This is a genomic window from Acidovorax facilis (genome assembly GCF_050626955.1).
Lineage (GTDB): Bacteria > Pseudomonadota > Gammaproteobacteria > Burkholderiales > Burkholderiaceae_C > Acidovorax > Acidovorax facilis.
This window is the reverse complement of the sequence record NZ_CP192460.1, coordinates 2,144,283-2,164,789: the sequence shown is the minus strand read 5'-3', so window position 1 is coordinate 2,164,789 and position 20,507 is coordinate 2,144,283. Positions and strand designations below refer to the sequence as shown.

Sequence of the window (20,507 nt, the reverse complement as noted above, 5' to 3'; positions counted from 1 at the left end):
ATAAGGCCCTGAACCATCGCCTTGCCTTGCGGCGCCTCAGGCTGCGGCGATGGCGCGGGGCGCGCCGACGCGTGCAACCGGTGCCAGGGCTGGGTGGGCCGTGTGGGCCGATGGCGTGGGCGCCCGGCTGGCGGCAGGCAGCGGGGTGCTGCTGCCTGCTGCATCCAACTGGAACACCGAGACCAGCTGGACGAGATCCAGGGCCTGGCTCTTCATGCTGCTGGCGGCGGCGGCCATTTCTTCAACCAGGGCTGCGTTCTGTTGCGTGGCCTGGTCCATCTGCATCACGGCTTCACCCACCTGGCCCACGCCGTCGCTCTGCTCGGCGCTGGCGGCACTGATCTCGCTCATGATGTCCGTCACACGCCGGATCGACTGGACAACATCCGTCATCGTCTGCCCGGCCTTGTCGACCAGAGCAGTGCCCTGGTCCACACGGCTGACGCTGGCCGAGATGAGTTCCTTGATCTCTTTGGCAGCTTCGGCCGACCGGCCCGCCAGCCCCCGCACTTCGGTGGCCACCACGGCAAAGCCCCGGCCCTGCTCGCCCGCACGCGCGGCTTCCACGGCGGCGTTGAGTGCCAGGATGTTGGTCTGAAAGGCGATGCCGTCGATCACGCTGATGATGTCGGCAATTTTCTTGGAGCTGTCGTTGATGCCCTTCATGGTCTCCACCACCTGGGCCACCACTTCGCCACCCTGCACGGCCACGTCGTTGGCATTGCGGGCGAGCTTGTTGGCTTGCTGGGCGCTGTCGGAGTTCTGCTTCACGGTCGAGCCCAGCTCCTCCATGGAAGCAGCGGTTTGCTGCAGCGCGCTGGCCTGGCGTTCGGTGCGGGCCGAGAGGTCGTGGTTGCCCTGCGAGATTTCTGCACTGGCGGTGGAGACGCTTTCGGCGCTTTGCCGCACGTTGGCCACGATGTCGGCCAGCTTGGCACGCATGTGTGCCAGCTCGGTGAGCAACTGGCCCGGCTCGTCCTTGGCCCCCAGGGGGATGGGAGTGGCCAGGTCACCCGCCGCGATGGCCGTGGTGGCCTGGACGGCCTGCCGCACAGGGGCGGTGATGGAGCGGGTGGTCCACCAGGCCAGGAACAACCCCACCAGGATGGCCAGCACGGTGCTGCCGCTCACCCAGGCGGTGCTGGCCTCGGCCTTGCGCGTGGTGTCCTTCAGGGTGCTGGCCACGCCTTCGTCCAGCGTGTGGGTCAGCTCTTGCAGCACGGCCGCGTAACTTTGAAAGACGGGCGCCAGCACGGTATCGGCCTGCGCGGCCACGTCCTGTCCCGCCTCCTTGGCTTTGACGAGTTCGGTGCGCTTGACGCGGTAGGCATCGCGCGCGGCAATGGCCTGGTCGTAAAGCTGCATTTCCTTGCCGGACAACAGGTAGCTGCGCACCTCCTGCATGCGCTTGCTTTGCACCTCGACCACGGCAGACATGTCTTTCTTGAGCTTGCCGGCGTACTGGGCGTCGTTGGCTTTGAGGAAGGCCTCGGTGCGCAACCAGTTCATCTGGATGTCGGTCTGCCACTGGTGCACGATGCCCTGGCGCTTGAGTTCCGAGGTGGCAATGTGCTCATTGCTGTGCTGCAGGGCGGTCACGCTCATGACGCCGAGTACAGCGATGACCATGGTGATCAGTAGCAGCAGCCCGAATGCCACTCCAAGTCGAATGCCCAGTTTCAGGTCTTTGATGCGCATGGCGGTTCCTTGAGGGTGCAGTGGCGAAGGTGTGTGAAGGGGCTGGGGTCGGGTGCCTGTGGACCAGGTTGGTTTGTCGCGCTGGTCAGGACAAGGCCGCTGCCCCGGTTTCCAGGGAGCTGGTGCTTTGCAGGCGCTGGCGCACGCGCTCCAGGTAGTCGGCCCGCACGCGGCGGGCCGCATAGTCGCGCGGCGCACTGCGCAGCAACTGCTCCCAGGCCTCGACGCGCCGTTTTTCTGACTGCTGGTGGCACTGCGCCAGCACCACGGGCGTGGGGGGCAGGGCCTGGGCCTCGGTCATGCATTCGTAGCCGTAGTAGTGCATGGTTTCCCACGCTAGGCTTTCGATGGTCTCGATCTCATGGGGCTGCAGCTGGGTCTTGAACTTGTCCTTGTTCGCTGGCAGGGGGGCAAAGCAGTTGGACTCCCACAGGGCGGACATGCGGGACAGGTCTTGCGCCTCTTGCGATGCTGCGATGTCCAGCATCTGTGGCAGAAACTCGATGCCGATGAACTGGCAGATGCGCCGCAGCGTGTGTTCCTGGTCGCCCAGGAAGTCTTCGTAGCGGATGGTGAGCACGCGGTCCGGGTAGCGCAATGCCAGTGCGCGGCCTGTGGCGTGGGCCTTGACCCAGGCCAGGGCGTTGAGTGTGGTGTCGAAGTCGTGAATGATCGCCCGGTTCATCGAAGCCACCTGCGCCCGGGGGTCGCGGACCACGTTCAGAAAACGCATTTCCGGAAACAGGGCCATCAGGTCGTGCGCGTAGTGGACGCTGTCGAGCGACTTGTCCATGGCCACGCTGGCCCCGTGCTGCTCCGCGCTGCGCAGCAGCAGTTCCCACACAATGCGGTGCACGCTGCGGGGTTCGTTCTCCAGCGCGGTGAAGATCTCCTCGGCGTCGAAATGCACCCCCGGCCACTTCACCATGCTGGATTGCTGCAGTCCCACCACGTCCTTGACCATCTGCCGGTACGCGCTGTCGTCGCGCAGGTCGCCATACAGCGGCACAAGGGGCATGAAGTCCACGATGTGCAGGGGGTAGGGGGAGTGGAACTGTGGGCTGGCGTTCAGGCGCAGGCGCAGTGCATGGCTGCCGCAGCGTCGCAGCGGAATCATCAACAGCGGAAGCGGGCGTGTAGTGCGGGTTGGCTGGTTCATGGTGTGTCTGACTCCAGGTGCGCGAAGAACTCGTTGATGAAGCGATCCATATCCTGGTCGGGCAGCCGGTCGATGCCGCCCGCGCCATGGCGACCGCCACCCGCCGGGTAGCGGCTGCAGAAGATGTCGGCACGGCTGGCGCTGGCGCTGCCGATACGCAGGTTCACCAGAAAGTCGCCGTCCGAACGGGGCGTGAGCACGGCGACCGAACGCCCGTTGTTGCGCGCCACCAGCTGGTTGGCCAGGGTGCCGCACAGACGCCGGGCCCATGCGCGGTCGGGCAGCACGTACACGGTGGCCCGGTCGTTGGCGGTGTAGGGGGCCAGGTCCTGCACGGCCTGCTGGTCGCTGGCATGGCCTTCTTGCAGGCGGCGGAATTCGTAGGCCTTGGCCATGAAGTCGAGCGGGCTTTCAAAGCGATGGAGTGACCGGTACAGCTGCACGGGGCAAAAGTGCAGGTCTTCGCGGCTTTCGCCATAGGCGTTGTAGTTGAGCAGGTAGCCCAGCTGCGCCAGCGCACCGCGTGTGGCCGCCGTGCAGCCATGCTCGCGCGCCATGCGGTCGGCCACGGCGTCCAGGTTGTCACCGTAGGCCGCCACGATGGCCCACTGGCGCAAAACGCCGCCCAGGTGGCGGTCTACCAGGATGCTGGTGCAGACGTCCAGGCCGGTGTCAATGTGGGCGGTGAGCTGCGGGTGGCGAAAAAGGGTTTTTGCGCTGTGGTGGTCGAAATAAGTCACGTTGCCGCCGCCATTGAGGACCCGGCACACGCCCTGCGCGTTGCGGTCCCACGAGATGTCGAGCGCCGTCACCTGCAGTGGCCGCCCCGAGGGCAGCTGGTCGAACAGGGCAATGTCCCGTTTCACTCCGCTGATGAGAAAGCTGTCGCGGGGCTCTACCAGGCGCAGCTGGTGCAGCGCACACAGCCCGTCGGCATCACCGTTGAAGAGGTCATAGGCGTGCACCCCATGGGCCGTGGGGGCTGGCGCCGGGGCGGAGACTGGGGCGGAGACTGGGGCGTGGTCGGTAGACATGGAAAGAAACGTGCAAAAAAGACAGCCCTAGCGGATGTACCCGCGCTGGCGCAGGAGCGCGAGCACCTGCGCGCAGGCATCGGGCAGGCTCAGGTGGGCGGTGTCGATGCTGAAATCAGGCGATTCGGGTGCCTCGTAGGGGGCGGAAACCCCTGTGAACTGTGGGATGTGCCCCGCTCGCGCCAGGGTGTACAGGCCTTTGGGGTCGCGGCCCTCGCACACGTTGAGCGGGGTGCTCACATGCACCTCCAGAAAGCGGTGTTCTCCGATGAGCGCACGGGCCATGGCACGGTCGCTGCGCTGGGGAGAGATGAGTGCGGTGAACACCATCAGCCCGGCGTCGTTCATGAGGGCGGCGACTTCGGCCACGCGCCGAATGTTTTCCGAGCGCTCGGCGGCGCTGAAACCGAGGTCGCGGTTGAGCCGGTGCCGCAGGTTGTCCCCGTCCAGCACAAAACTCGCAAACCCGAGCCCATGCAGTTCTTCCTCCAGCGCATAGGCCAGGGTGGACTTGCCCGCGCCGCTCAGGCCGGTGAGCCAGAGGGTGACGGGGCGCTGCTGCAGCAGGTCCTCGCGCAGGGGACCGGTCACCCGTCCGGCATGCGGGATCACCACCCGCAGGCCGTGGGGCGTCAGGCCTGGAGAGGCAGCCGCAGCCGCAGGGGTCGGGCCCTGGGCCGGGTGCTGGAGCGAAGAAGGCTGCGGCATGGTCATGTCAGACAAAGGCTGTGGGCGGCGAGCGTGTCAGCAGGCGGTTTCGTGTTGTCACTTGCACCGAATGGAGCAGGCAAAAAGCGGATGGCCCTGGACCACGGTGGGCGGGCCCAGGCGATGCGATTCAAAACCCGTGCGGCGCAGCAGGCGCTCCACCCCCAGTGGCGAGACAGTGACCATGCGCTGGGCTCCGCGGGCCATGGCGCACCGGCTGGCCGCCTGCAGCAGGCCGGTGGTGATGGGCGAGGAGAACTGGTCGAGTGCAGAGCCCGTGGGGCCTGAAAAATCCATGGATGCAAAGCGGGACAGCTCCCACACCTCCGGCGCGTCGGGGGCCGGCGCACCGTTGAGCAGTTGCGGAAACACCTCGGCCAGCAGGTAGGGGCGGGTGGTGGGCAGAAGCCGGGCGGTGCCAATGACCTCGCCGTCTTCGTTCTGGGCGATGACGTAGACGGTGTCGTCCCGGTCGAACTGGTCCAGCTCCAGGGCATCGCGGCAGTGCAGCTGCCAGCCCAGTTTTTCCACAAAAACGCGGTGCCGGTACCGGGCCATGCGGGTCATCAGTGGTGGACGCAGTTCCGCAGAGCAGCCAGAGGTGATGCGCATCGGAGATTCCCTCATGAGTTTTCCCCATTAGAAAATCACCCGAAAATATTTGTAACTACCAACTCTGGTAGGTGTTGCCTGACCCCGTCCCTCTCAAAATCAACTCGCCAAAGGGCTTCAATGCCGCCAGAATGTGGAAAAACGTAACGGCGGTTGATGGTGCGTAATTCGCATGCGGATGGTCAGTCTCTGTGGGGTGGTGCTCGGTGTTGGAGTCCTATGACAAGCTGGCAAGAAGATCTTTTGGGGGTGATGGACCGCGCGCAGTCTGAGCAAGAGGTTTTTTGCAAAATCGAGCTTGCTGCGCACGCTTTGGGGTTTGAGTACTGCGCCTATGGCCTGCGGGTACCCATGCCCCTGTCCAACCCAAAGACCATTTTCTTGAACAACTACCCGCCGGCCTGGCAGGAGCGGTATGTGCAGCAGGGCTATGTGCAGGTGGACCCCACGGTGCAGCATGGGTGCCGCAAGCAGACCCCGCTGGTCTGGTCGGACGACGTGTTTGCATCGGCCCAGGATTTCTGGGAGGACGCGCGATCGTTTGGCCTGCGCTTTGGATGGGCGCAATCGTGCATTGACGGGGGCGGGGTGCGCGGCATGCTGACGCTGGCGCGTTCGTCCGATGCCCTGACACCCGACGAGATTGCCCACAGCGAGATGAAGATGCGCTGGCTGGCGCACATTGCGCACCTGATCCTGTCGCGCATCTTTACGACACGCCAGGCCGAAGAGATGCAGCCGCATCTGACGGCCAGAGAAATCGAGGTGCTCAAATGGACCGCCGACGGCAAGACCTCTGCCGACATCTCCTCGCTGCTGGATGTGTCGGAAAACACCGTGAACTTCCACGTCAAGAATGCCGTGACCAAACTGCAAACCACCAACAAGACGGCTGCCACCGTGCGTGCCGCCATGCTGGGGTTGCTGGGCTGATGCAGCGGCCCGGGGGCGCTGTAGGCCCTTGCGCACAGCCAGACCGCACCAAGCTGGGATGGGCCGCAACCTGGGCGGCCTGTGGGGAGCGGGCGTGAACGCCATGCAGGTGTCGCCGGATGGCCTGCTGCGCCTGTCGATTGACGAGTTGCTGTCCCTGCCCATCCACCATCTGATGTCGGCGGTAGACCTGGACCTGGTGGTGCCGCGCACCGCCGTGTGCGGCTGCGAAACCACCATCAGCGGCTATACCGAATGGGTGAGCGCGTCCTGCCCCGTGGTTTCCATTGGCTGGGACTGGCACATCAGTCTCTGGACAGCGCAACGGCCCTTTGCCTGGGCACGGCTGGGCCAGCCCCGCAGCAACGTGATGCTGGTGTATTCCACGGGCAACGACACCGGGTGGCATAAGAACCTGGAACTGCTGTCCACGGTGGTGGACGCTTTGCCCTGGCAGGAGCAATTGAGCCATTCGGTGACGGCCCTGCTGCCCAGTCATTGAGTATGGTTTGCTATTAAAAATATAGCTATAGATGACACCCTTCAAGCGCTGGGTGGCAAATAACTTCAAAAATCAGCTGCGAGCTCCCACCGCATGGCCTGCCCGGTGGTGGGGTGGGCCAAGGCCAGTTCCCCGGCATGCAGCAGCAGGCGTGGCGCCTGGGCCTGGGTGGCGGCATTGGCGTACAGCGCGTCTCCCAGGATCGGGTGGCCCAGGGCGGCCAGATGCACGCGCAGTTGGTGCGTGCGGCCAGTGACGGGTTCGAGCTCGACCCGCGTGGTTCCTGCCGCCGTGTTGTGGTCCAGGGGGCGCCAGCGGGTGTGGCTGGGCTTGCCGTGCTCTGCATCAATCACGCGCAGGGGGCGTCGCTCCCAGTCGGCAGCGATGGGCAGATGGATGTCTGCCCAGGAGCCGGGCGGTTCGGCCACCAGGCCTTGCACGATTGCGACGTAGCGCTTGTGAATCTGCCGCTGTTCGAACGCCAGGCTCAGGCGCCGTTGTGCCTCGGCATGCCGGGCCATGAGCACCAGGCCTGAGGTGGCCTGGTCCAGCCGGTGCACGATGAGTGCGCCGGGCCAGTGCTGCTGAGCGCGGGCACTCAGACAGTCTTGCTTGTCGGGGCCGCGCCCTGGTACGCACAGCAGGCCTGAGGGCTTGCAGAGCACGAGCAGGTCGGCATCTTCATGCAGTGCCACCGGGGCGGGTAGGCCAGCAGTGTCCGCAGCCAGCGCGCTGGTTTCAGCCTGCGGCATGGCTGTCGCCGCCCACCAGGCGCTGCACGGTGGCGCAAAGCTCTTCCACGTCGTTGGGCTTGTGGATCAATGCCTGTGCGCCTTCGGCCAGCGCAGCCTGTTCGATTTCGGCCGTGACGTAGCCCGAGGCAAGGGCCACGGGCAGGTCGGGGCGGATAAGGCGGGCTTCGCGCACGAGGTCCACTCCACAGAAGCCGGGCATGTTGTAGTCGGTGACCAGCAGGTCAAAGGCCTGCGGGGCAGCGCGCAGCGCGGCCGTGGCCTCATGCGGGTCGGTGTAGCCGCTGACCTCATAGCCCCGGCGGCGCAGCAGGCGCTGAACCAGAAACACCAGGGCCTGGTCATCGTCCACGTACATCACGTGGTGCTTCTTGCGCGGTGCGCTGCCGGGGGTATCGGTGGCGGGAGGCGTCGAGGGTGCGGAGGATGCTGGTGCGGCCTGCACCGCTTGAGTGGGCTGCGCATCCAGGGTGCTTTGCGCCGCGCTGTGGGCGACCGGAAAGTACAACGTGAACCGGCTGCCCTGGCCGGGGGCACTGTGCACGTCCACGCCGCCTTCATGTGTGCGCATCACGCCGTGCACCACCGCCAGGCCGAGGCCCGTGCCCTGGCCCACGGGTTTGGTGGTGAAGAAGGGCTCGAAGATGCGTTCCAGCGTGGCAGCGTCCATGCCGGGGCCACTGTCGCGCACGGTCAGGGCGACGTAGTCCACGGGGGCCAGGCCCAGCCGTTCGCTCAGGCGCTGGTCGGGCTGCACGGCAGCGGCTTCCACATGGATGCTGCCGCGCTCGGTGCCTTGGCTCTGGATGGCGTGGACCGCATTGGTGCACAGGTTGAGCAGGGCCTGCTCGACCTGCGTGGCATCGGCCAGCACGGGGGGCAGGCCCGCCTGCAACTGCATGTGCAACTCGATGGCGGGGGGCAGGGTGACGCGCAGCAGGCGTTCGGTGTCGTGCACCACTTCGGCCAACGACACTGCGGAGCGCTGCGGTGGCTCGTTGCGGCTGAAAGTGAGGATCTGGCGCACCAGGTCGCGCGCGCGCCGACCGGCCTTGTCGATCTCCATCAGGCTTTCCAGCACGGGCGAACCTGCTGCACAGTCGGCCTTGGCCAGTTCGACATTGCCCAGGATCGCGCCCAGGATGTTGTTGAAGTCGTGAGCAATGCCGCCCGCCATGGTCCCCACGGCCTGCATCTTGTGTGACTCGCGCAGCTGGGCTTCCAGCTCGCTGCGGTGCGCCTCGGCCTTTTTGCGCCCGGTCAGGTCGCGGGCGAACACGGTGGTGGTTTCGCCCTCGGCATGGCGCTCGAACGACACGCTCACTTCCACGGCCAGTTCCTTGCCGCTGGCGGTCAACGCCGTCATCTCGCCCAGCAGGGCCTGGGTGGTGAGCTGGGCAAACGCCAGCGCCTGCGCCGCATCGGGCAAAAAGCGGTCAAGGGTGCTGCCCAGCGCGTCGCTGGCACTGCACTGGAACAGCGCTGCCGCCGTAGGGTTGAACACGGTGATGCGCTGGTGCTGGTCCACGCAAATGATGGCGTCCAGCGCGGAGTTGATGATGGCCTCCAGCCGCTTCTCACTGGCGCGGATCTGTTCGTTGCGCTGCTGCAGAGTAATGGCGCTGTGCTGCAGCGCCTGGCGCTCGGCCAGCAGTGGGCCTTGGTCGATCACTGCACACAGAAACTGCGACAGGGGGGGACCACTGCTTTGCGGGGCCTCAATGTGCGCGATGTGCAGGTCGCCCGTGATGGGCGTATCTGCATTGATGGAAAAAACGACCTCCTTGACCTCGCTGCGGCCCAGGTCCTGCGCCAGCGCGAAGGCCTCGCGCACGCGCCGGGCGTCCTGCGGGCGCACAAAGGGCATCAGTGCCGTGAGCGGGCGGTCGCGTTCGGTGGGCTGGAATGAGCGGTGCGCCATCGAGTTGGCCTGCACCACCATGTCGTGTTCGTCCACCACCATGAGGGCCAGCGGCACACTGGCAAACAGGGTCTCGAAGCGTTCGTAGGCGCTTTCCGCCACGGTCTGGCTGTAGCGCAGGACCTTGTTCTGGCTCTCCAGCTCTGCCTGGTAGGCGCGCAGCTCAGCCACCAGGCCCTCGGCTCCTGTGCTGGGGGGCGTGGCACGCGGGGTGGGTGTCCCGGGCGCGTGACCTGTGGGAGCGGGCTGCCGCCCCGCAGGGTCCAGAAACGACAGGTCGGGTTCACTCATGGGAGGGGCGCGGCCAGGGGTTTTGGCGCGAGGAAAGTGCGCGCGCTGCGCAATGCTGTGGGCCAGAAAGCATGGCCACGAGTGTACGCCCGCAAGCCTGCGGATCCTGCAGGCCCCGGGGGCTCGTACACGCAGAGACCGGGGTGAACGGCTTCAGCGCGTCTTTCAAGGGGCGATTGTTGATCAATTGCGAACAATCCTTTTCTCTCACGGGGCTTACCGAAGGAGATTCGGATCCCTACAGTTCCACCATCCCGCATTTTTAGATCCAACCCGATCGCTACTGCCTGTCAGGAATTTTTGCCATGAACCCCATCGACGACACCTCCCTTGCCCAACCCCTGCTGAACAAACTGCAATGGCGCTATGCCGCCAAGAAGATGAACCCCACCAAGGCGGTTCCGCAGGAGAAGGTGGAGCGCATTCTCGAAGCCGCGCGCCTGGCGCCCACCTCCAGTGGCCTGCAGCCCTTTGAAATCATCGTGGTGACCGATCCCGCTGTGCGCGCCAAGATCCAGCCCATCGCCTGGAACCAGGCCCAGATCACCGACGGCTCGCACCTGCTGGTGTTTGCTGCATGGGACAACTACACGGCCGACCGCATCAACATGATGTTCGATCTGACCAATGACCAGCGTGGCTTCAAGAACGAAGGCTGGGAAAACTACCGCCAGATGCTGCTGAACAGCTACCCCCAGCGCGATGCCGAGGTGAACTTCCAGCACGCAGCCCGCCAAGCCTACATTGGCATGAGTGCCGCACTGATCGCCGCTGCGTTTGAAGAGGTGGACTCCACCCCCATGGAAGGCTTTGACCCCAACGCGCTCGATGAGATCCTGGGCCTTCGGGCACGTGGCCTGCGCAGCGTGTCGATCCTGCCGCTGGGTTACCGCGCCGATGAAGGCGACTGGCTGGTGAACCTGAAGAAGGTGCGCCGCCCCCGCGAGCAGTTCGTGACTGAAGTCTGAGGATCTCCTCCTAAGGCACAAAAAAGGCTGGACGGTGGTCCAGCCTTTTTTGCGTGGGGAGTCTCAGCGTGTGGCGGGTGCTGCATCCGTCACGCGGCGCATGGGCGTCAGTACAAAAGCCAGCGCGGCCAGCAGCACCAGCGTACCTCCGCTGGCCGCAAACAGCTGGGTCAGCGTGATGCTTTTCATCACCCAGCCCGTGACGGCTGCGGAGATGGGGGCCAGGCCCATGAAGATGAACATGAACAGGCTCATCGCCCGGCCAATCAGGGCCGGTGGCACACGTTGCTGGATCCAGGTGAACACGCTCACCTGCATGAAGCCGCCGAGCAGGCCGATGACCAGCATCAGCGTTGCGCCCTGCCACACGGCCGTGATCAGCCCCAGAGGCATGAACAGTACACCGATGATGGCGTCGAACGCCAGGATGGTCATGCCCAGGCTGCCAAAACGCAGCCTCGGCAACATGCCCGACACCACCATGCCCAGGAGCGTGCCCGCGCCATGGGCGCCCACCATGGTGCCGAACGCGGCCGCGCCCAGCGCTGGCGTGCTGCTGGCCAGCACGGGGATGGCGATGTGGATGGGGCCCATGATGAACAGGGCGATGGCGCTCCAGTAGAGAAAACAGGTGCGCAGTTCTCCATCGCGCCAGAAGTGAACCAGGCCCTGCGCCACCGATGCCAGCACCGCCTGGGGTGCGGCAGCCGGGGCCGAGTTGCCTGCATGGGTCTGCACCTTGGACAGCGTCCAGGCGGACACCGCAAAGCTCAGGGCATCCAGCGTGAAGGCCAAGCCGATGCCGGTGGCGTTGGCATGAGCCGGTGCACTGGCGACTTCTTTGACTGCGTCGCCCGCACCAAACAGCGCAATGAGCAGCCCTGCCAGGAGGGGCCCAAGGAACATGGTCAGCTGGCGCAGGCCCAGGCTGATGCCGTTGGCGGCCTGCAACTGTGAGCGCGCCACCACGTGCGGCATCATGGCCGTGCCAGCAGGAATGCTGAAGGCCGTGGCCAAGCCAATGCCCAGCGACAGCGCATACACCATCCACAGCGTCAGGGTGCCTGCAAGCACCAGCCCCGCCAGCACGGCCAGCAGCACCAGGTTGATGTATTTGGTGATCATCAGCACCTGTTTGGGCGAGTGGCGGTCTACCAGTGCTCCGCCGATCAGGATGAACAGTGCGCGCGGCACGCTGATGAGGGCCAGCACGGTGCCCAGCACCAGGGTGTCGCCCGTCATCTGCAGCACCAGCCAGGGCAGTGCAATCAGCGTGAACTGGTCGCCCAGCATGGACAGGAAGGAGCCGCTCGTCATCCAGCGAAAGTTGGGGTCCTTGAACAGCGCGGCGCGCGGGTCCTGGGGGGCGCTCTTTGGGTGGGGGGGCGTAGGGTGATGGGGCATTTCAGGTCGCATGAACAGGGTCTCCAAAAGATTTGCGGGTGTGCCGGCGCCCGTTGAGCCACTGGCTCACGGCGGTGAATCGCACACACAGGTGGTAGCTGGTCAGGCACAGAGCCGTGGTGGCCAGCACATTGAGAGCCATCTTGGCCAGGACGGGAATCGGCACCCCATACAGCAGCGCGCCAAAACCAATCGTCAGCGGCAGGTGCACGAGGTACACCCAGTACGAGCTGTCGGCCAGATAGGCGAGCCAGGCACGGGGCTGTCCGACGTGGCGCAGAAAGAGCCCGATCAGCGCAAAGCTCCACAACCAGGACGCGGCGTTGTAAGCCAGTGCCATCCAGAACTGCAGGTGCCGGGTGGCAGAGACGGGCTCGGCCAGGATCTCGGTGAAGGCACCGGTGACCAGGACCAGAGCAAAGGCCGAAGCCTCAGGCTGGGCCAGCACTTCCGACAAGAATGCAGTGATCAGGAAGCACACGAGCCCCAGGCCCGCCAGCACGGGCCAGTGCCTTGCGTAGCGCACCATCAAGTCCCTGCGCTGCGTGTACAGGCACAGCCCGAATCCGTAGAAAAGCCCGTTGTGGAGCCATTCCGCCAAGGGAGGCAGAAAGGAACCGCTGGGCGTGACGATTCCGTGGTCGTAGTGGGCGCCGATCCAGGCGAGTGGAAGGGTGAGCGCCACAACGCCCAGGGCCGAACCGCCCAGCCAGGCGGTGAAGCGCCCCAGGGCTTTCTGCACGCCACCGGGCAGCGCACGTGCTGCAGCCCACACCACAGGCGTGAACACGGCCAGCCACAGCAGCATCCACAGAAACCACAGGTGCATGGTCGGCGGGCCTTTGGGTACGTTGGGGCCGTGGGGCAGCAGGCTGCGGTCCACGCCCCAGGTGCCATGGGCCATGCGGTGCAGGAACAACAGGCCCAGCAGGGCGCTAACCACCAACAAGGGCGGCCAGAACACCACAAAAGGCAGGCCCAGGCGGCGCAGCCGGTTGCGCACCATGCCCGCCAGCCCTCGGTGCTGCACCAGTGCCGACACAAAAAAACCGGCCAGGATAAAAAACAGGGGCATGCGGAACGCATGGATCACCGCCACCAGCAAGTCGGCCACCGACGTGGACAAATCGTCGTGCCAGGGCAGGGGAGACGGCCGGCTCATGTAAATGACCGAAACATGCAGCACGATGCCCAGCCACATCATGGCGGCGCGCAGATTGTCCAGGGCATGCAGCTTTCGGCCCGGGGCGGCGGATTCTGGGGTGTGAGTCGGTCCATTCATAGGGACCGACTGTGAAGCCTCACGTTGCGTGAGGGTCAAGCACTTTTCTGACTTTTTGGGGCGGTGCTGTTGTCAGCGGTGTGGGGATACCACAGCGGCCGCAGGTGGTGGCATGGCGTGGGCCAGTGCTGCCTGCAGATAGGTGCGCACGGGAGCACTCAGGGGCGAGCCTGCCTGCAGCAGCGGTTCATTGGCGGAGGCCATGAGCAGCTTTTGGCGCAACTCGGGGCTGCGCCGCGTGAGTGTGTCGAACAGTGCGTTCCAGCGCAAAGCGGCAGCCACCGCATCGGGGTGGTGGGGAGGAAGGGCGCGGGCCAGAAGCTGTTGAACGTCCTGCTCCAGCGCTGCCCAGTCGGTATGGGGCACATGGCCCAGTGTGCGCAGATCGTTGCGGGTCAGGTACTTTTCCAGCAGCGCCATGCGCAGCTTGATGGCCGTTTCGATGTACTCGATCATTTCACCCGGCGGTGCATGGTTGCGCCCCTGGGTGCTGGGTTCGGTGCGGAACATATGGCCCCAGCGCTCCAGCAGGTCCAGATCGCCCTTCATCCAGTGCAGCATGAGCGCCATCCAGCGGTAGGCCAGCGCCTGCACCTCGGGTGTGTCGGGTGCCAGTTGGCGGTCCATGGCGCTGCGCACCAGGTCTTTGACGATCAGCCAGTCAGCCTCAATGAGGTTCCAGTTCTGAAAGATGTGCTTGAGTTCGGCCGAGCTGAAATACTTGCCATAGGTCGTCATCAGCGCCAGGGCCTCCAGCCAGTTGCCCATGTCTGGCTCGGCACCGGCCATCAGGCCGTCCCTCAGCATGGTCAGGCGTCCGCGCAGTTCGGTGGCCTGCGCGATTTGCTGGTCCAGCGAGCGGATCTGCTGCCCGATGATGCGTTCGGGGGCCATGCCGTCTCCCGCCAGCAGCGCCCCGATGTCGCTGAGCGCCAGGCCCATCTGGCGCATGGTCTGGATGCCGTGCAGTCGCTGCACATCGGCCTGGCTGTAGAGGCGGTAGCCCGCCTCGGACCGGCCTGAAGGCTTGAGCAGCCCGATCTCGTCATAGTGGTGCAGCGTGCGCACCGTCAGGCCGGTGCGCCGCGCGAGATCACCGACCTTGAGCAGCATGGGGTCAGCGGCCGATGGAGATGAGTTCGATCTCGAAGTTGAGCGTGGCATTGGGTGGGATCACGCCACCGGCTCCCCGGGCGCCGTAAGCGATGGAGGGCGGGCAGGTCAGCTTGGCCTTGCCACCCGGCTTCATGCGTTGCACGCCTTCGGTCCAGCAGGGGATCACGCCGTTGAGCGGGAACGACGTCGGCTCGCCGCGCTTGTAGGAGCTGTCGAACTCCTTGCCGTCCAGAAACATGCCTTTGTAGTGCACCTTGACGGTGTCGGTGGCCTTGGGCGAATCGCCGGTGCCGTCCTTGAGCGATTCATAAACCAGGCCACTGGCCGTGGTGACGGGGCCTGCGGCCTGGGCAGAGGCAAAGGGGGCAGCCAGAAGGCCAATGAGCACAAGGGCGGAAGAAATGCGCACGGGGAGTCCTTGAAACAAAAAGAAAGGGGGAAAAGTCAGAACGCCATTTTGCTCGTCAGCAACGGTTGGGCTGCAAGCGGCGCGCCAGTGTAAAGGGCGTGGCGCCGTGGCTGGTGCCGATCCACTGTGGGCGCGTTAACCAACGTTAATGCGCAGCGGCATGCGGATGACAACACTGCAGCTGCGGCCAATGGGTGCCGAGTGCTTGTTTTTGCGGAGATGACGGATGCGTTCATTCAACGGCCACAGCGGACTGGCTCGGAGGACTTTTTTGGGGGGGCTTGCGACGGGGGGCGTGGGTATGGCGGCGGCGCAGGCAGCGCAGCCACGGCCACTGGCCGCCCGCTTGCCCGATGCGATGACCCGCCCCGGTGGGGCCGATCTGCCGTACGGCCTGCCCGCAGCACAGGAGGCGCAGGTGGAGCGGACCTTGTCCACTGCGGCAGGCTTTCCGGTGTGGCGCACGCCGTTGCAGCACCAGCGCAGCATCATCACCCCCAGCGGCCTGCACTTTGCCGTGCACCACAACGGCGTGCCCGACATTGCGCCGGAGCGCCACACACTGAAGGTGCATGGGCTGGTGCACAAACCGCTGCGCTTTGACTTGGAACGCCTGCTGCGCTACCCCATGGTCAGCCGCGTGCATTTTCTGGAATGCGCGGGCAACTCAGCCGCCAACGCGCTATCGCCCACGGCTCTGGACCAGACGCTGGGCGAGATTGCGGGCGAGGTGTCGTGTTCGGAGTGGACGGGCGTGCCGCTGGCCTATCTACTGAACGAAGCGGGGGTGAAGGACAGTGCCCAATGGGTGGTGGCCGAAGGCGCCGACGGTGGATCGCACAGCCGCAGCCTGCCGCTGAAGGCCTTGCTGGAGCACGGCATGGTGGCGCTGTACCAGAACGGAGAGCGGCTGCGGCCTTCGCAGGGCTACCCCATGCGCCTGTTCATGCCGGGCTGGGAGGGCAACGTCAACGTGAAATGGCTGCACCGGCTCGAAGTGACCGACGCGCCCGCCTACACCAAGGACGAGTCGGGTCTGTACACGCAAGTGTTGGCCGATGGACGGATCGAGCGCTTCGCGTTCCACATGGAAGTGAAGTCGGTGATCACGCACCCCTCCGGCCAGCAGCGTTTGCCTGAGCCCCATGGGTTTTGCGAAATCGCTGGTCTGGCCTGGTCGGGCCGGGGGCGCATAGCGCGTGTGGATGTGTCCTTGGACGGAGGTCGCACCTGGGCTGCGGCGCAGCTGCACGGCCCGGTACTGGACCGGGCCTTTACGCGCTTCACGCTGCCCTGGCAGTGGAACGGCCGCAGGGCCGACCTGATGAGCCGCGCCACCGACGAGCATGGTCGTACACAGCCACTGCGCAGTGAATGGAAGCGGCGCTATGCCATGCACTCGTTCAACCACTACAACGCGGTGCAGGCCTGGCGCGTGCAGGCCGATGGCCGCGTGGAGAACGTCTATGCGTGAAGACCTGTGCAGCCAATTGCTGCCCGCAGGACGCGCCACCCTGCGGCGGGGCGTGGCCGTGGCGATGGTGGTGGGACTGCTGAGTGCAGGCAGAGCCAGCGAGGTCCAGGCGCCGTCCGCTGCGGCTCCTGCACCAGCTGCGCCGCCACTTGTCATCGGCTTAGGCCAGCCGCTGTCGCCTGCCGACATCGATCGCTATGCCATCACCGTCTTCCCCAACGGCCGCAATCTGCCACCCGGCCGGGGCAGCGTGGAGCAGGGCGCGCGGCTGTATGCCATGCACTGCGCCGCCTGCCACGGCGCAAAGGGAATCGAAGGGCCCGCCGCCCGGCTGGTGGGCACAGATGGTTTTATCGGCTGGAGCGACCCGCTGCGCCCCCTGCGCGTGCGCAAGTACCCGCTGCAGGTGTTGTCGGTGGGCGCGATGTGGCCTTATGCCACGACGGTGTTCGACTATGTGCGTCGGGGCATGCCGATGCACGCGCCCAAGAGCCTGACCGATGACGAGGTGTACGGCATCACCGCGCACCTGCTGCATCTGAACGGGCTGGTGGCAGGTGACGCCCTCATGGACAAGGAAAAATTGCCCCAGGTGGTGATGCCAGGGCGGGATCGCACGGTCAGTGCGTGGCCACAGGAACGCTGAAAATTCTCAAACGCCGCGTGACGCTTCCACCAAGCCCAGCCGTGCCCGGATGCGTGATAGCGATACCGGCGAGATGCCCAGGTAGCTGGCCACATGGTGCTGCGGCAGGTGGGGCGTCAAATCACCGTGTGTAGCGAGAAAAGATTGGTAGCGCACCTCGGGCGGGTGGCTCAACAACTCGGCTTCGCGCTGTGCGTGCTGCTGAAACACATAGCCCAGGGCCTCTTCCAGCAAGGGGCCGATGTGGGCAAAGCTGCGTTGCCACTGCTGCAAGGTGGCATAGGTCAGCTCCACAGCCTCTACGGGTGCCAGGGCCTCGATGGCATAAGGACTGGGCAGCGCCAGAGGCGGCAGGTTGCCAGCCACCCAGCTGCCGGTGCCGTGAAACGACCGGTTGCGTTCGGTTCCTTGTTCGTTCAGGTAGAACAGCCGAACCACACCGCTGCGCACCTGCCAGCAGCGCGTGCTGGTCTCGCCCGCGGGCTGCAGCAGCGTGCCTGCGCCGAACTGACGGCGGGGCAGGGCCTGCCACAGAGCGGCCAGGGCAGGTTCAGACCGGACCAGCGCGTCCAGCGCACGCGGCTGGCAGACAGTGCAGGCGCTGGTGGTCGAGGTCACTGCGTTCAGGCAATTCAGGCGTCTCAGGCGTAGTCAGAGACCGGGATGCAGCTGCAGCTCAGATTGCGGTCACCCCATACGTTGTCCACGCGGCCAACAGGAGACCAGTACTTGGCCTGGCGCAGGGCGGCCACCGGGTAAGCGGCGGCTTCGCGGGCGTAAGGGCGAGCCCATTCGCTGCCCAGCAGACTCTCGGCCGTGTGGGGTGCGTTCTTCAGCGGGTTGTTGTCCTGCGGCCAGACGCCGGATTCGATCTGGCGGATCTCTTCGCGGATGGCAATCATCGCGTCGACGAAGCGGTCGATCTCGAACAGCGTTTCGCTCTCGGTGGGCTCCACCATCAACGTGTTGGGCACGGGGAAGCTCAGCGTGGGCGCGTGGAAGCCGTAGTCGATCAGGCGCTTGGCGACATCCTCAGCCATCACGCCGCTGGTGTCCTTGAGGCCGCGCAGGTCCAGGATGCACTCGTGCGCCACGTGGCCATTGGCACTCGCGTACAGCGTGGGGTAGTGATCCTTGAGGCGTGCACTGATGTAGTTGGCCGAGAGGATGGCGGTTTCGGTCGCGGCCTGCAGGCCTTCGGCGCCCATCATGCGGCAGTACATCCAGCTGATGGGCAGCACGGCGGCATTGCCCAGAGGCGCTGCCGACACGGCACCCACGCCGCCGGCCACACCGGCCGTGGCATGACCAGGCAGGTAGGGCACCAGATCGGCCACCACACACACGGGACCCACGCCGGGGCCGCCACCGCCGTGCGGAATGCAGAAGGTCTTGTGCAGATTCAGGTGGCTCACGTCGCCGCCGAACTCGCCAGGGGCGGCCACGCCGACCAGGGCGTTCATGTTGGCGCCGTCCACATACACCCGGCCGCCGTGGCTGTGCACCAGGGCGCACAGCTCCTTCACCTGCGTTTCGAACACGCCGTGCGTGCTCGGGTAGGTGATCATGATGCAGGCCAGGTTGGCACTGTGCTGTTCGCACTTGGCCTGCAGGTCGGCCATGTCCACGTTGCCGTTGGCATCGCAGGCGGTCACTACCACCTGCATGCCCACCATCTGGGCGCTGGCGGGGTTGGTGCCGTGTGCGCTGCTGGGGATCAGGCAGATGTTGCGGTGGCTATCGCCCTGGGCCTCGTGGTAGGCCTTGATGGCCAGCAGGCCCGCGTATTCGCCTTGCGATCCGGCGTTGGGCTGCAGGCTGATGCCTGCGTAGCCCGTGGCCTGGCACAGCCAGGCGCGCAGTTGTTCGTCCAGCTCCTTGTAGCCTTGCAACTGGTCAGCGGGTGCGAAGGGGTGCACGTTGGCGAATTCGGGCCAGGTGATGGGGATCATCTCGCTCGTGGCATTGAGCTTCATGGTGCAGCTGCCCAGCGGGATCATGCTGCGGTCCAACGCCAGGTCCTTGTCAGACAGCTGACGGATGTAGCGCAGCATGCCGGTTTCGGAGTGGTGGGTGTTGAACACCGGGTGCGTGAGGTAGCTGCTGGTGCGGCGCAGCTCGGCCGGAATCAGCAACTCCACGCCTTTCTCAAAAGCATCGAACGTGGGCAACGCCTGGCCGTCCTGGGCAAAGACTTTCCACAGCAGCTCGATGTCGGCGCGCGTGGTGGTCTCGTCCAACGAGATGCACAGGTAGTTTTCGAAATAAATTCGCAGGTTGGCGCCCATCTGTACTGCGCGAGCAGCTATGGATTTAGTAGCGCCATCGGTTTTGAGCGTCAGCGTGTCAAAACACGCCTGCGGGCGCACCGGCGCGCCCAGTTGTGTGAGCCCCTTGGCCAGAATGGCGGTGTAGCTGGCCACACGCTGTGCAATGCGCTTGAGCCCATCGGGGCCATGGTACACGGCGTACATGCTGGCGATCACGGCGGGCAACACCTGCGCGGTGCAGATGTTGGACGTGGCCTTTTCGCGGCGGATGTGCTGCTCGCGCGTTTGCAGGGCCAGGCGGTAGGCGGGCTTGCCATGTGTATCCACGCTCACGCCCACCAGGCGGCCGGGCAGGCTGCGCTTGAACTCGTCGCGGCAGGCCATGTAGGCAGCGTGCGGGCCACCCGCGCCCATGGGCATGCCGAAGCGCTGCGTGGTGCCCACGACGATGTCGGCACCCCATTCACCGGGCGGGGTGATCAGCGTGAGGGCCAGGAGGTCGGCCGCTGCGATGAAGGCCGCCTGTTTGGCATGCGCCTTTTCCACGTCGGCGCGCAGGTCATCAATGCGGCCGCTGGTGGCAGGGTACTGGGCGAGCACGGCGAAGTAGTCGCCGTTCAGCGCTGCATCCCATTCGGCGGCGGAGTTGGCCAGCACCACTTCGATATTGAGGGGCTTGGCACGGGTCTGGATCACTTCGATGGTTTGCGGGTGGGCATCACCGGCCACCACAAACACATTGCTTTTGCTCTTGACGGAGCGCTTGGCCAGCGTCATCGCCTCAGCGGCGGCCGTGGCTTCGTCCAGCATCGACGCATTGGCAATCGGCATGCCGGTCAGGTCGCAGACCATGGTCTGGAAGTTGACCAGCGCCTCCATGCGGCCTTGCGAGATTTCGGCCTGGTATGGCGTGTAGGCCGTGTACCAGGCGGGGTTCTCCAGGATGTTGCGCAGGATGACGCCCGGTGTGTGGGTGCCGTAGTAGCCCTGGCCGATGAAGCTCTTCAGGACCTGGTTCTTCGATGCCATCGCCTTGAGTTCGGCCAGCGCCGCCGCTTCCGTGATCGGCAGGGGCAGGTCCATCGCGCTGCTGCGTGCAATGGAGCGCGGCACGATGGAGTCGATGAGGGCGCGGCGCGAGGCCTCGCCAATCACCGACAGCATGTGCGCTTCATCGGCCGCATCGATGCCGATGTGGCGTGGCAGGAATTCGGTGGCGTTTTCAAGCGCTGCGAGCGTGGGCAGGGGGGCGAGGGTGGTCATCGGCGGCGGCGTGGGACAACAAGGAGGCACATTGGCCCGGCAGGGCGCCGGGCCTCGGGGAACAA

General features: G+C 65.4%; 18 protein-coding genes. 5 read left to right on the top strand and 13 right to left on the bottom strand.

Translation table 11 applies throughout. The features are described from left to right. Positions 1-36: 36 nt before the first annotated feature. From ACQ4MJ_RS09745 to ACQ4MJ_RS09725, 5 genes are all read right to left on the bottom strand, one after another. Positions 37-1,698, bottom strand: coding sequence for a methyl-accepting chemotaxis protein (locus ACQ4MJ_RS09745; RefSeq protein WP_431152847.1), 1,662 nt, complete (start codon positions 1,696-1,698; stop codon positions 37-39). A gap of 85 nt (positions 1,699-1,783) precedes the next feature. Then, the gene (locus tag ACQ4MJ_RS09740) at positions 1,784-2,857 is read right to left on the bottom strand and encodes a sulfotransferase family protein (protein WP_431152848.1); all 1,074 of its coding nucleotides are present in this window, start codon (positions 2,855-2,857) and stop codon (positions 1,784-1,786) included. Then, complete coding sequence (locus ACQ4MJ_RS09735; protein WP_431152849.1) at positions 2,854-3,891, bottom strand: hypothetical protein; 1,038 nt, start codon at positions 3,889-3,891, stop codon at positions 2,854-2,856. Before ACQ4MJ_RS09735 ends, ACQ4MJ_RS09740 begins: the two co-directional genes overlap by 4 nt. A 27-nt stretch (positions 3,892-3,918) precedes the next feature. Continuing rightward, complete coding sequence (cysC, locus tag ACQ4MJ_RS09730) at positions 3,919-4,599, bottom strand: adenylyl-sulfate kinase (protein ID WP_055397584.1); 681 nt, start codon at positions 4,597-4,599, stop codon at positions 3,919-3,921. A 57-nt stretch (positions 4,600-4,656) separates the two neighbouring features. Beyond that, positions 4,657-5,211, bottom strand: a complete 555-nt coding sequence (locus ACQ4MJ_RS09725; protein ID WP_426308055.1) for an acyl-homoserine-lactone synthase — start codon at positions 5,209-5,211, stop codon at positions 4,657-4,659. A gap of 219 nt (positions 5,212-5,430) precedes the next feature. On the opposite strand from ACQ4MJ_RS09725, the gene ACQ4MJ_RS09720 reads away from it, so the two are divergent. Together ACQ4MJ_RS09720 and ACQ4MJ_RS09715 are read left to right on the top strand one after the other, a co-directional pair. Further along, positions 5,431-6,144: an autoinducer binding domain-containing protein gene (locus ACQ4MJ_RS09720; protein ID WP_055397427.1), complete on the top strand. Its 714-nt coding sequence runs from the start codon at positions 5,431-5,433 to the stop codon at positions 6,142-6,144. Positions 6,145-6,202: 58 nt separating this feature from the next. Continuing rightward, positions 6,203-6,646 (top strand): DUF4902 domain-containing protein, encoded by a 444-nt coding sequence (locus ACQ4MJ_RS09715; protein ID WP_055397425.1) that lies wholly within the window; start codon positions 6,203-6,205, stop codon positions 6,644-6,646. A 65-nt stretch (positions 6,647-6,711) separates the two neighbouring features. On the opposite strand, the gene ACQ4MJ_RS09710 is transcribed toward ACQ4MJ_RS09715, so the two are convergent. After that, a complete protein-coding gene (locus ACQ4MJ_RS09710; protein ID WP_431152850.1) occupies positions 6,712-7,398 on the bottom strand; it encodes an RluA family pseudouridine synthase in 687 nt (228 codons plus the stop codon). Then, positions 7,385-9,610 carry a PAS domain-containing hybrid sensor histidine kinase/response regulator gene (locus ACQ4MJ_RS09705; RefSeq protein WP_121506583.1) on the bottom strand — a complete coding sequence of 742 codons (2,226 nt, stop codon included), beginning with the start codon at positions 9,608-9,610 and terminating at the stop codon, positions 7,385-7,387. Before ACQ4MJ_RS09705 ends, ACQ4MJ_RS09710 begins: the two co-directional genes overlap by 14 nt. A gap of 305 nt (positions 9,611-9,915) precedes the next feature. Between ACQ4MJ_RS09705 and ACQ4MJ_RS09700 the strand changes: the two genes are divergently transcribed. After that, entirely contained in the window at positions 9,916-10,578 is a 663-nt protein-coding gene (locus ACQ4MJ_RS09700; RefSeq protein ID WP_055397419.1) for an NAD(P)H-dependent oxidoreductase, read from the top strand. Positions 10,579-10,641: 63 nt separating this feature from the next. Here the strand turns inward: ACQ4MJ_RS09700 and ACQ4MJ_RS09695 are convergent, their stop codons facing one another. From ACQ4MJ_RS09695 to ACQ4MJ_RS09680, 4 genes are all read right to left on the bottom strand, one after another. Continuing rightward, entirely contained in the window at positions 10,642-11,982 is a 1,341-nt protein-coding gene (locus tag ACQ4MJ_RS09695) for an MFS transporter (RefSeq protein ID WP_431152851.1), read from the bottom strand. 1 nt (position 11,983) lies between these two features. Then, the gene (locus ACQ4MJ_RS09690) at positions 11,984-13,264 is read right to left on the bottom strand and encodes an acyltransferase family protein (RefSeq protein WP_431152852.1); all 1,281 of its coding nucleotides are present in this window, start codon (positions 13,262-13,264) and stop codon (positions 11,984-11,986) included. Positions 13,265-13,336: 72 nt separating this feature from the next. Next, positions 13,337-14,377 (bottom strand): MerR family transcriptional regulator, encoded by a 1,041-nt coding sequence (locus tag ACQ4MJ_RS09685; protein ID WP_228895058.1) that lies wholly within the window; start codon positions 14,375-14,377, stop codon positions 13,337-13,339. A gap of 4 nt (positions 14,378-14,381) precedes the next feature. Beyond that, entirely contained in the window at positions 14,382-14,783 is a 402-nt protein-coding gene (locus ACQ4MJ_RS09680) for an FKBP-type peptidyl-prolyl cis-trans isomerase (protein WP_369801340.1), read from the bottom strand. Between the two features lie 232 nt (positions 14,784-15,015). On the opposite strand from ACQ4MJ_RS09680, the gene soxC reads away from it, so the two are divergent. Together soxC and ACQ4MJ_RS09670 are read left to right on the top strand one after the other, a co-directional pair. Beyond that, positions 15,016-16,263, top strand: coding sequence for a sulfite dehydrogenase (soxC, locus tag ACQ4MJ_RS09675; protein WP_431152853.1), 1,248 nt, complete (start codon positions 15,016-15,018; stop codon positions 16,261-16,263). After that, a complete protein-coding gene (locus tag ACQ4MJ_RS09670; protein ID WP_431152854.1) occupies positions 16,256-16,909 on the top strand; it encodes a c-type cytochrome in 654 nt (217 codons plus the stop codon). Before soxC ends, ACQ4MJ_RS09670 begins: the two co-directional genes overlap by 8 nt. 6 nt (positions 16,910-16,915) lie before the next feature. Here ACQ4MJ_RS09670 and ACQ4MJ_RS09665 read toward each other — a convergent pair whose 3' ends face one another. Both ACQ4MJ_RS09665 and gcvP read right to left on the bottom strand, forming a co-directional pair. Then, positions 16,916-17,527 (bottom strand): Crp/Fnr family transcriptional regulator, encoded by a 612-nt coding sequence (locus ACQ4MJ_RS09665; protein WP_431152855.1) that lies wholly within the window; start codon positions 17,525-17,527, stop codon positions 16,916-16,918. Positions 17,528-17,550: 23 nt separating this feature from the next. Next, a complete protein-coding gene (gene gcvP, locus ACQ4MJ_RS09660) occupies positions 17,551-20,442 on the bottom strand; it encodes an aminomethyl-transferring glycine dehydrogenase (protein WP_431152856.1) in 2,892 nt (963 codons plus the stop codon). Positions 20,443-20,507: the final 65 nt, after the last annotated feature.

Coding starts and splice junctions, on each gene's coding strand:
- soxC (WP_431152853.1), top strand. CDS start 15,016: ATGCGTTCATTCAACGGCCACAGCGGACTGGCTCGGAGGACTTTTTTG.
- ACQ4MJ_RS09705 (WP_121506583.1), bottom strand. CDS start 9,610: ATGAGTGAACCCGACCTGTCGTTTCTGGACCCTGCGGGGCGGCAGCCC.
- ACQ4MJ_RS09700 (WP_055397419.1), top strand. CDS start 9,916: ATGAACCCCATCGACGACACCTCCCTTGCCCAACCCCTGCTGAACAAA.
- ACQ4MJ_RS09725 (WP_426308055.1), bottom strand. CDS start 5,211: ATGCGCATCACCTCTGGCTGCTCTGCGGAACTGCGTCCACCACTGATG.
- ACQ4MJ_RS09740 (WP_431152848.1), bottom strand. CDS start 2,857: ATGAACCAGCCAACCCGCACTACACGCCCGCTTCCGCTGTTGATGATT.
- ACQ4MJ_RS09690 (WP_431152852.1), bottom strand. CDS start 13,264: ATGAATGGACCGACTCACACCCCAGAATCCGCCGCCCCGGGCCGAAAG.
- ACQ4MJ_RS09685 (WP_228895058.1), bottom strand. CDS start 14,377: ATGCTGCTCAAGGTCGGTGATCTCGCGCGGCGCACCGGCCTGACGGTG.
- cysC (WP_055397584.1), bottom strand. CDS start 4,599: ATGCCGCAGCCTTCTTCGCTCCAGCACCCGGCCCAGGGCCCGACCCCT.
- ACQ4MJ_RS09720 (WP_055397427.1), top strand. CDS start 5,431: ATGACAAGCTGGCAAGAAGATCTTTTGGGGGTGATGGACCGCGCGCAG.
- gcvP (WP_431152856.1), bottom strand. CDS start 20,442: ATGACCACCCTCGCCCCCCTGCCCACGCTCGCAGCGCTTGAAAACGCC.
- ACQ4MJ_RS09735 (WP_431152849.1), bottom strand. CDS start 3,891: ATGTCTACCGACCACGCCCCAGTCTCCGCCCCAGTCTCCGCCCCGGCG.
- ACQ4MJ_RS09695 (WP_431152851.1), bottom strand. CDS start 11,982: ATGCCCCATCACCCTACGCCCCCCCACCCAAAGAGCGCCCCCCAGGAC.
- ACQ4MJ_RS09670 (WP_431152854.1), top strand. CDS start 16,256: ATGCGTGAAGACCTGTGCAGCCAATTGCTGCCCGCAGGACGCGCCACC.
- ACQ4MJ_RS09710 (WP_431152850.1), bottom strand. CDS start 7,398: ATGCCGCAGGCTGAAACCAGCGCGCTGGCTGCGGACACTGCTGGCCTA.
- ACQ4MJ_RS09745 (WP_431152847.1), bottom strand. CDS start 1,698: ATGCGCATCAAAGACCTGAAACTGGGCATTCGACTTGGAGTGGCATTC.
- ACQ4MJ_RS09715 (WP_055397425.1), top strand. CDS start 6,203: ATGGGCCGCAACCTGGGCGGCCTGTGGGGAGCGGGCGTGAACGCCATG.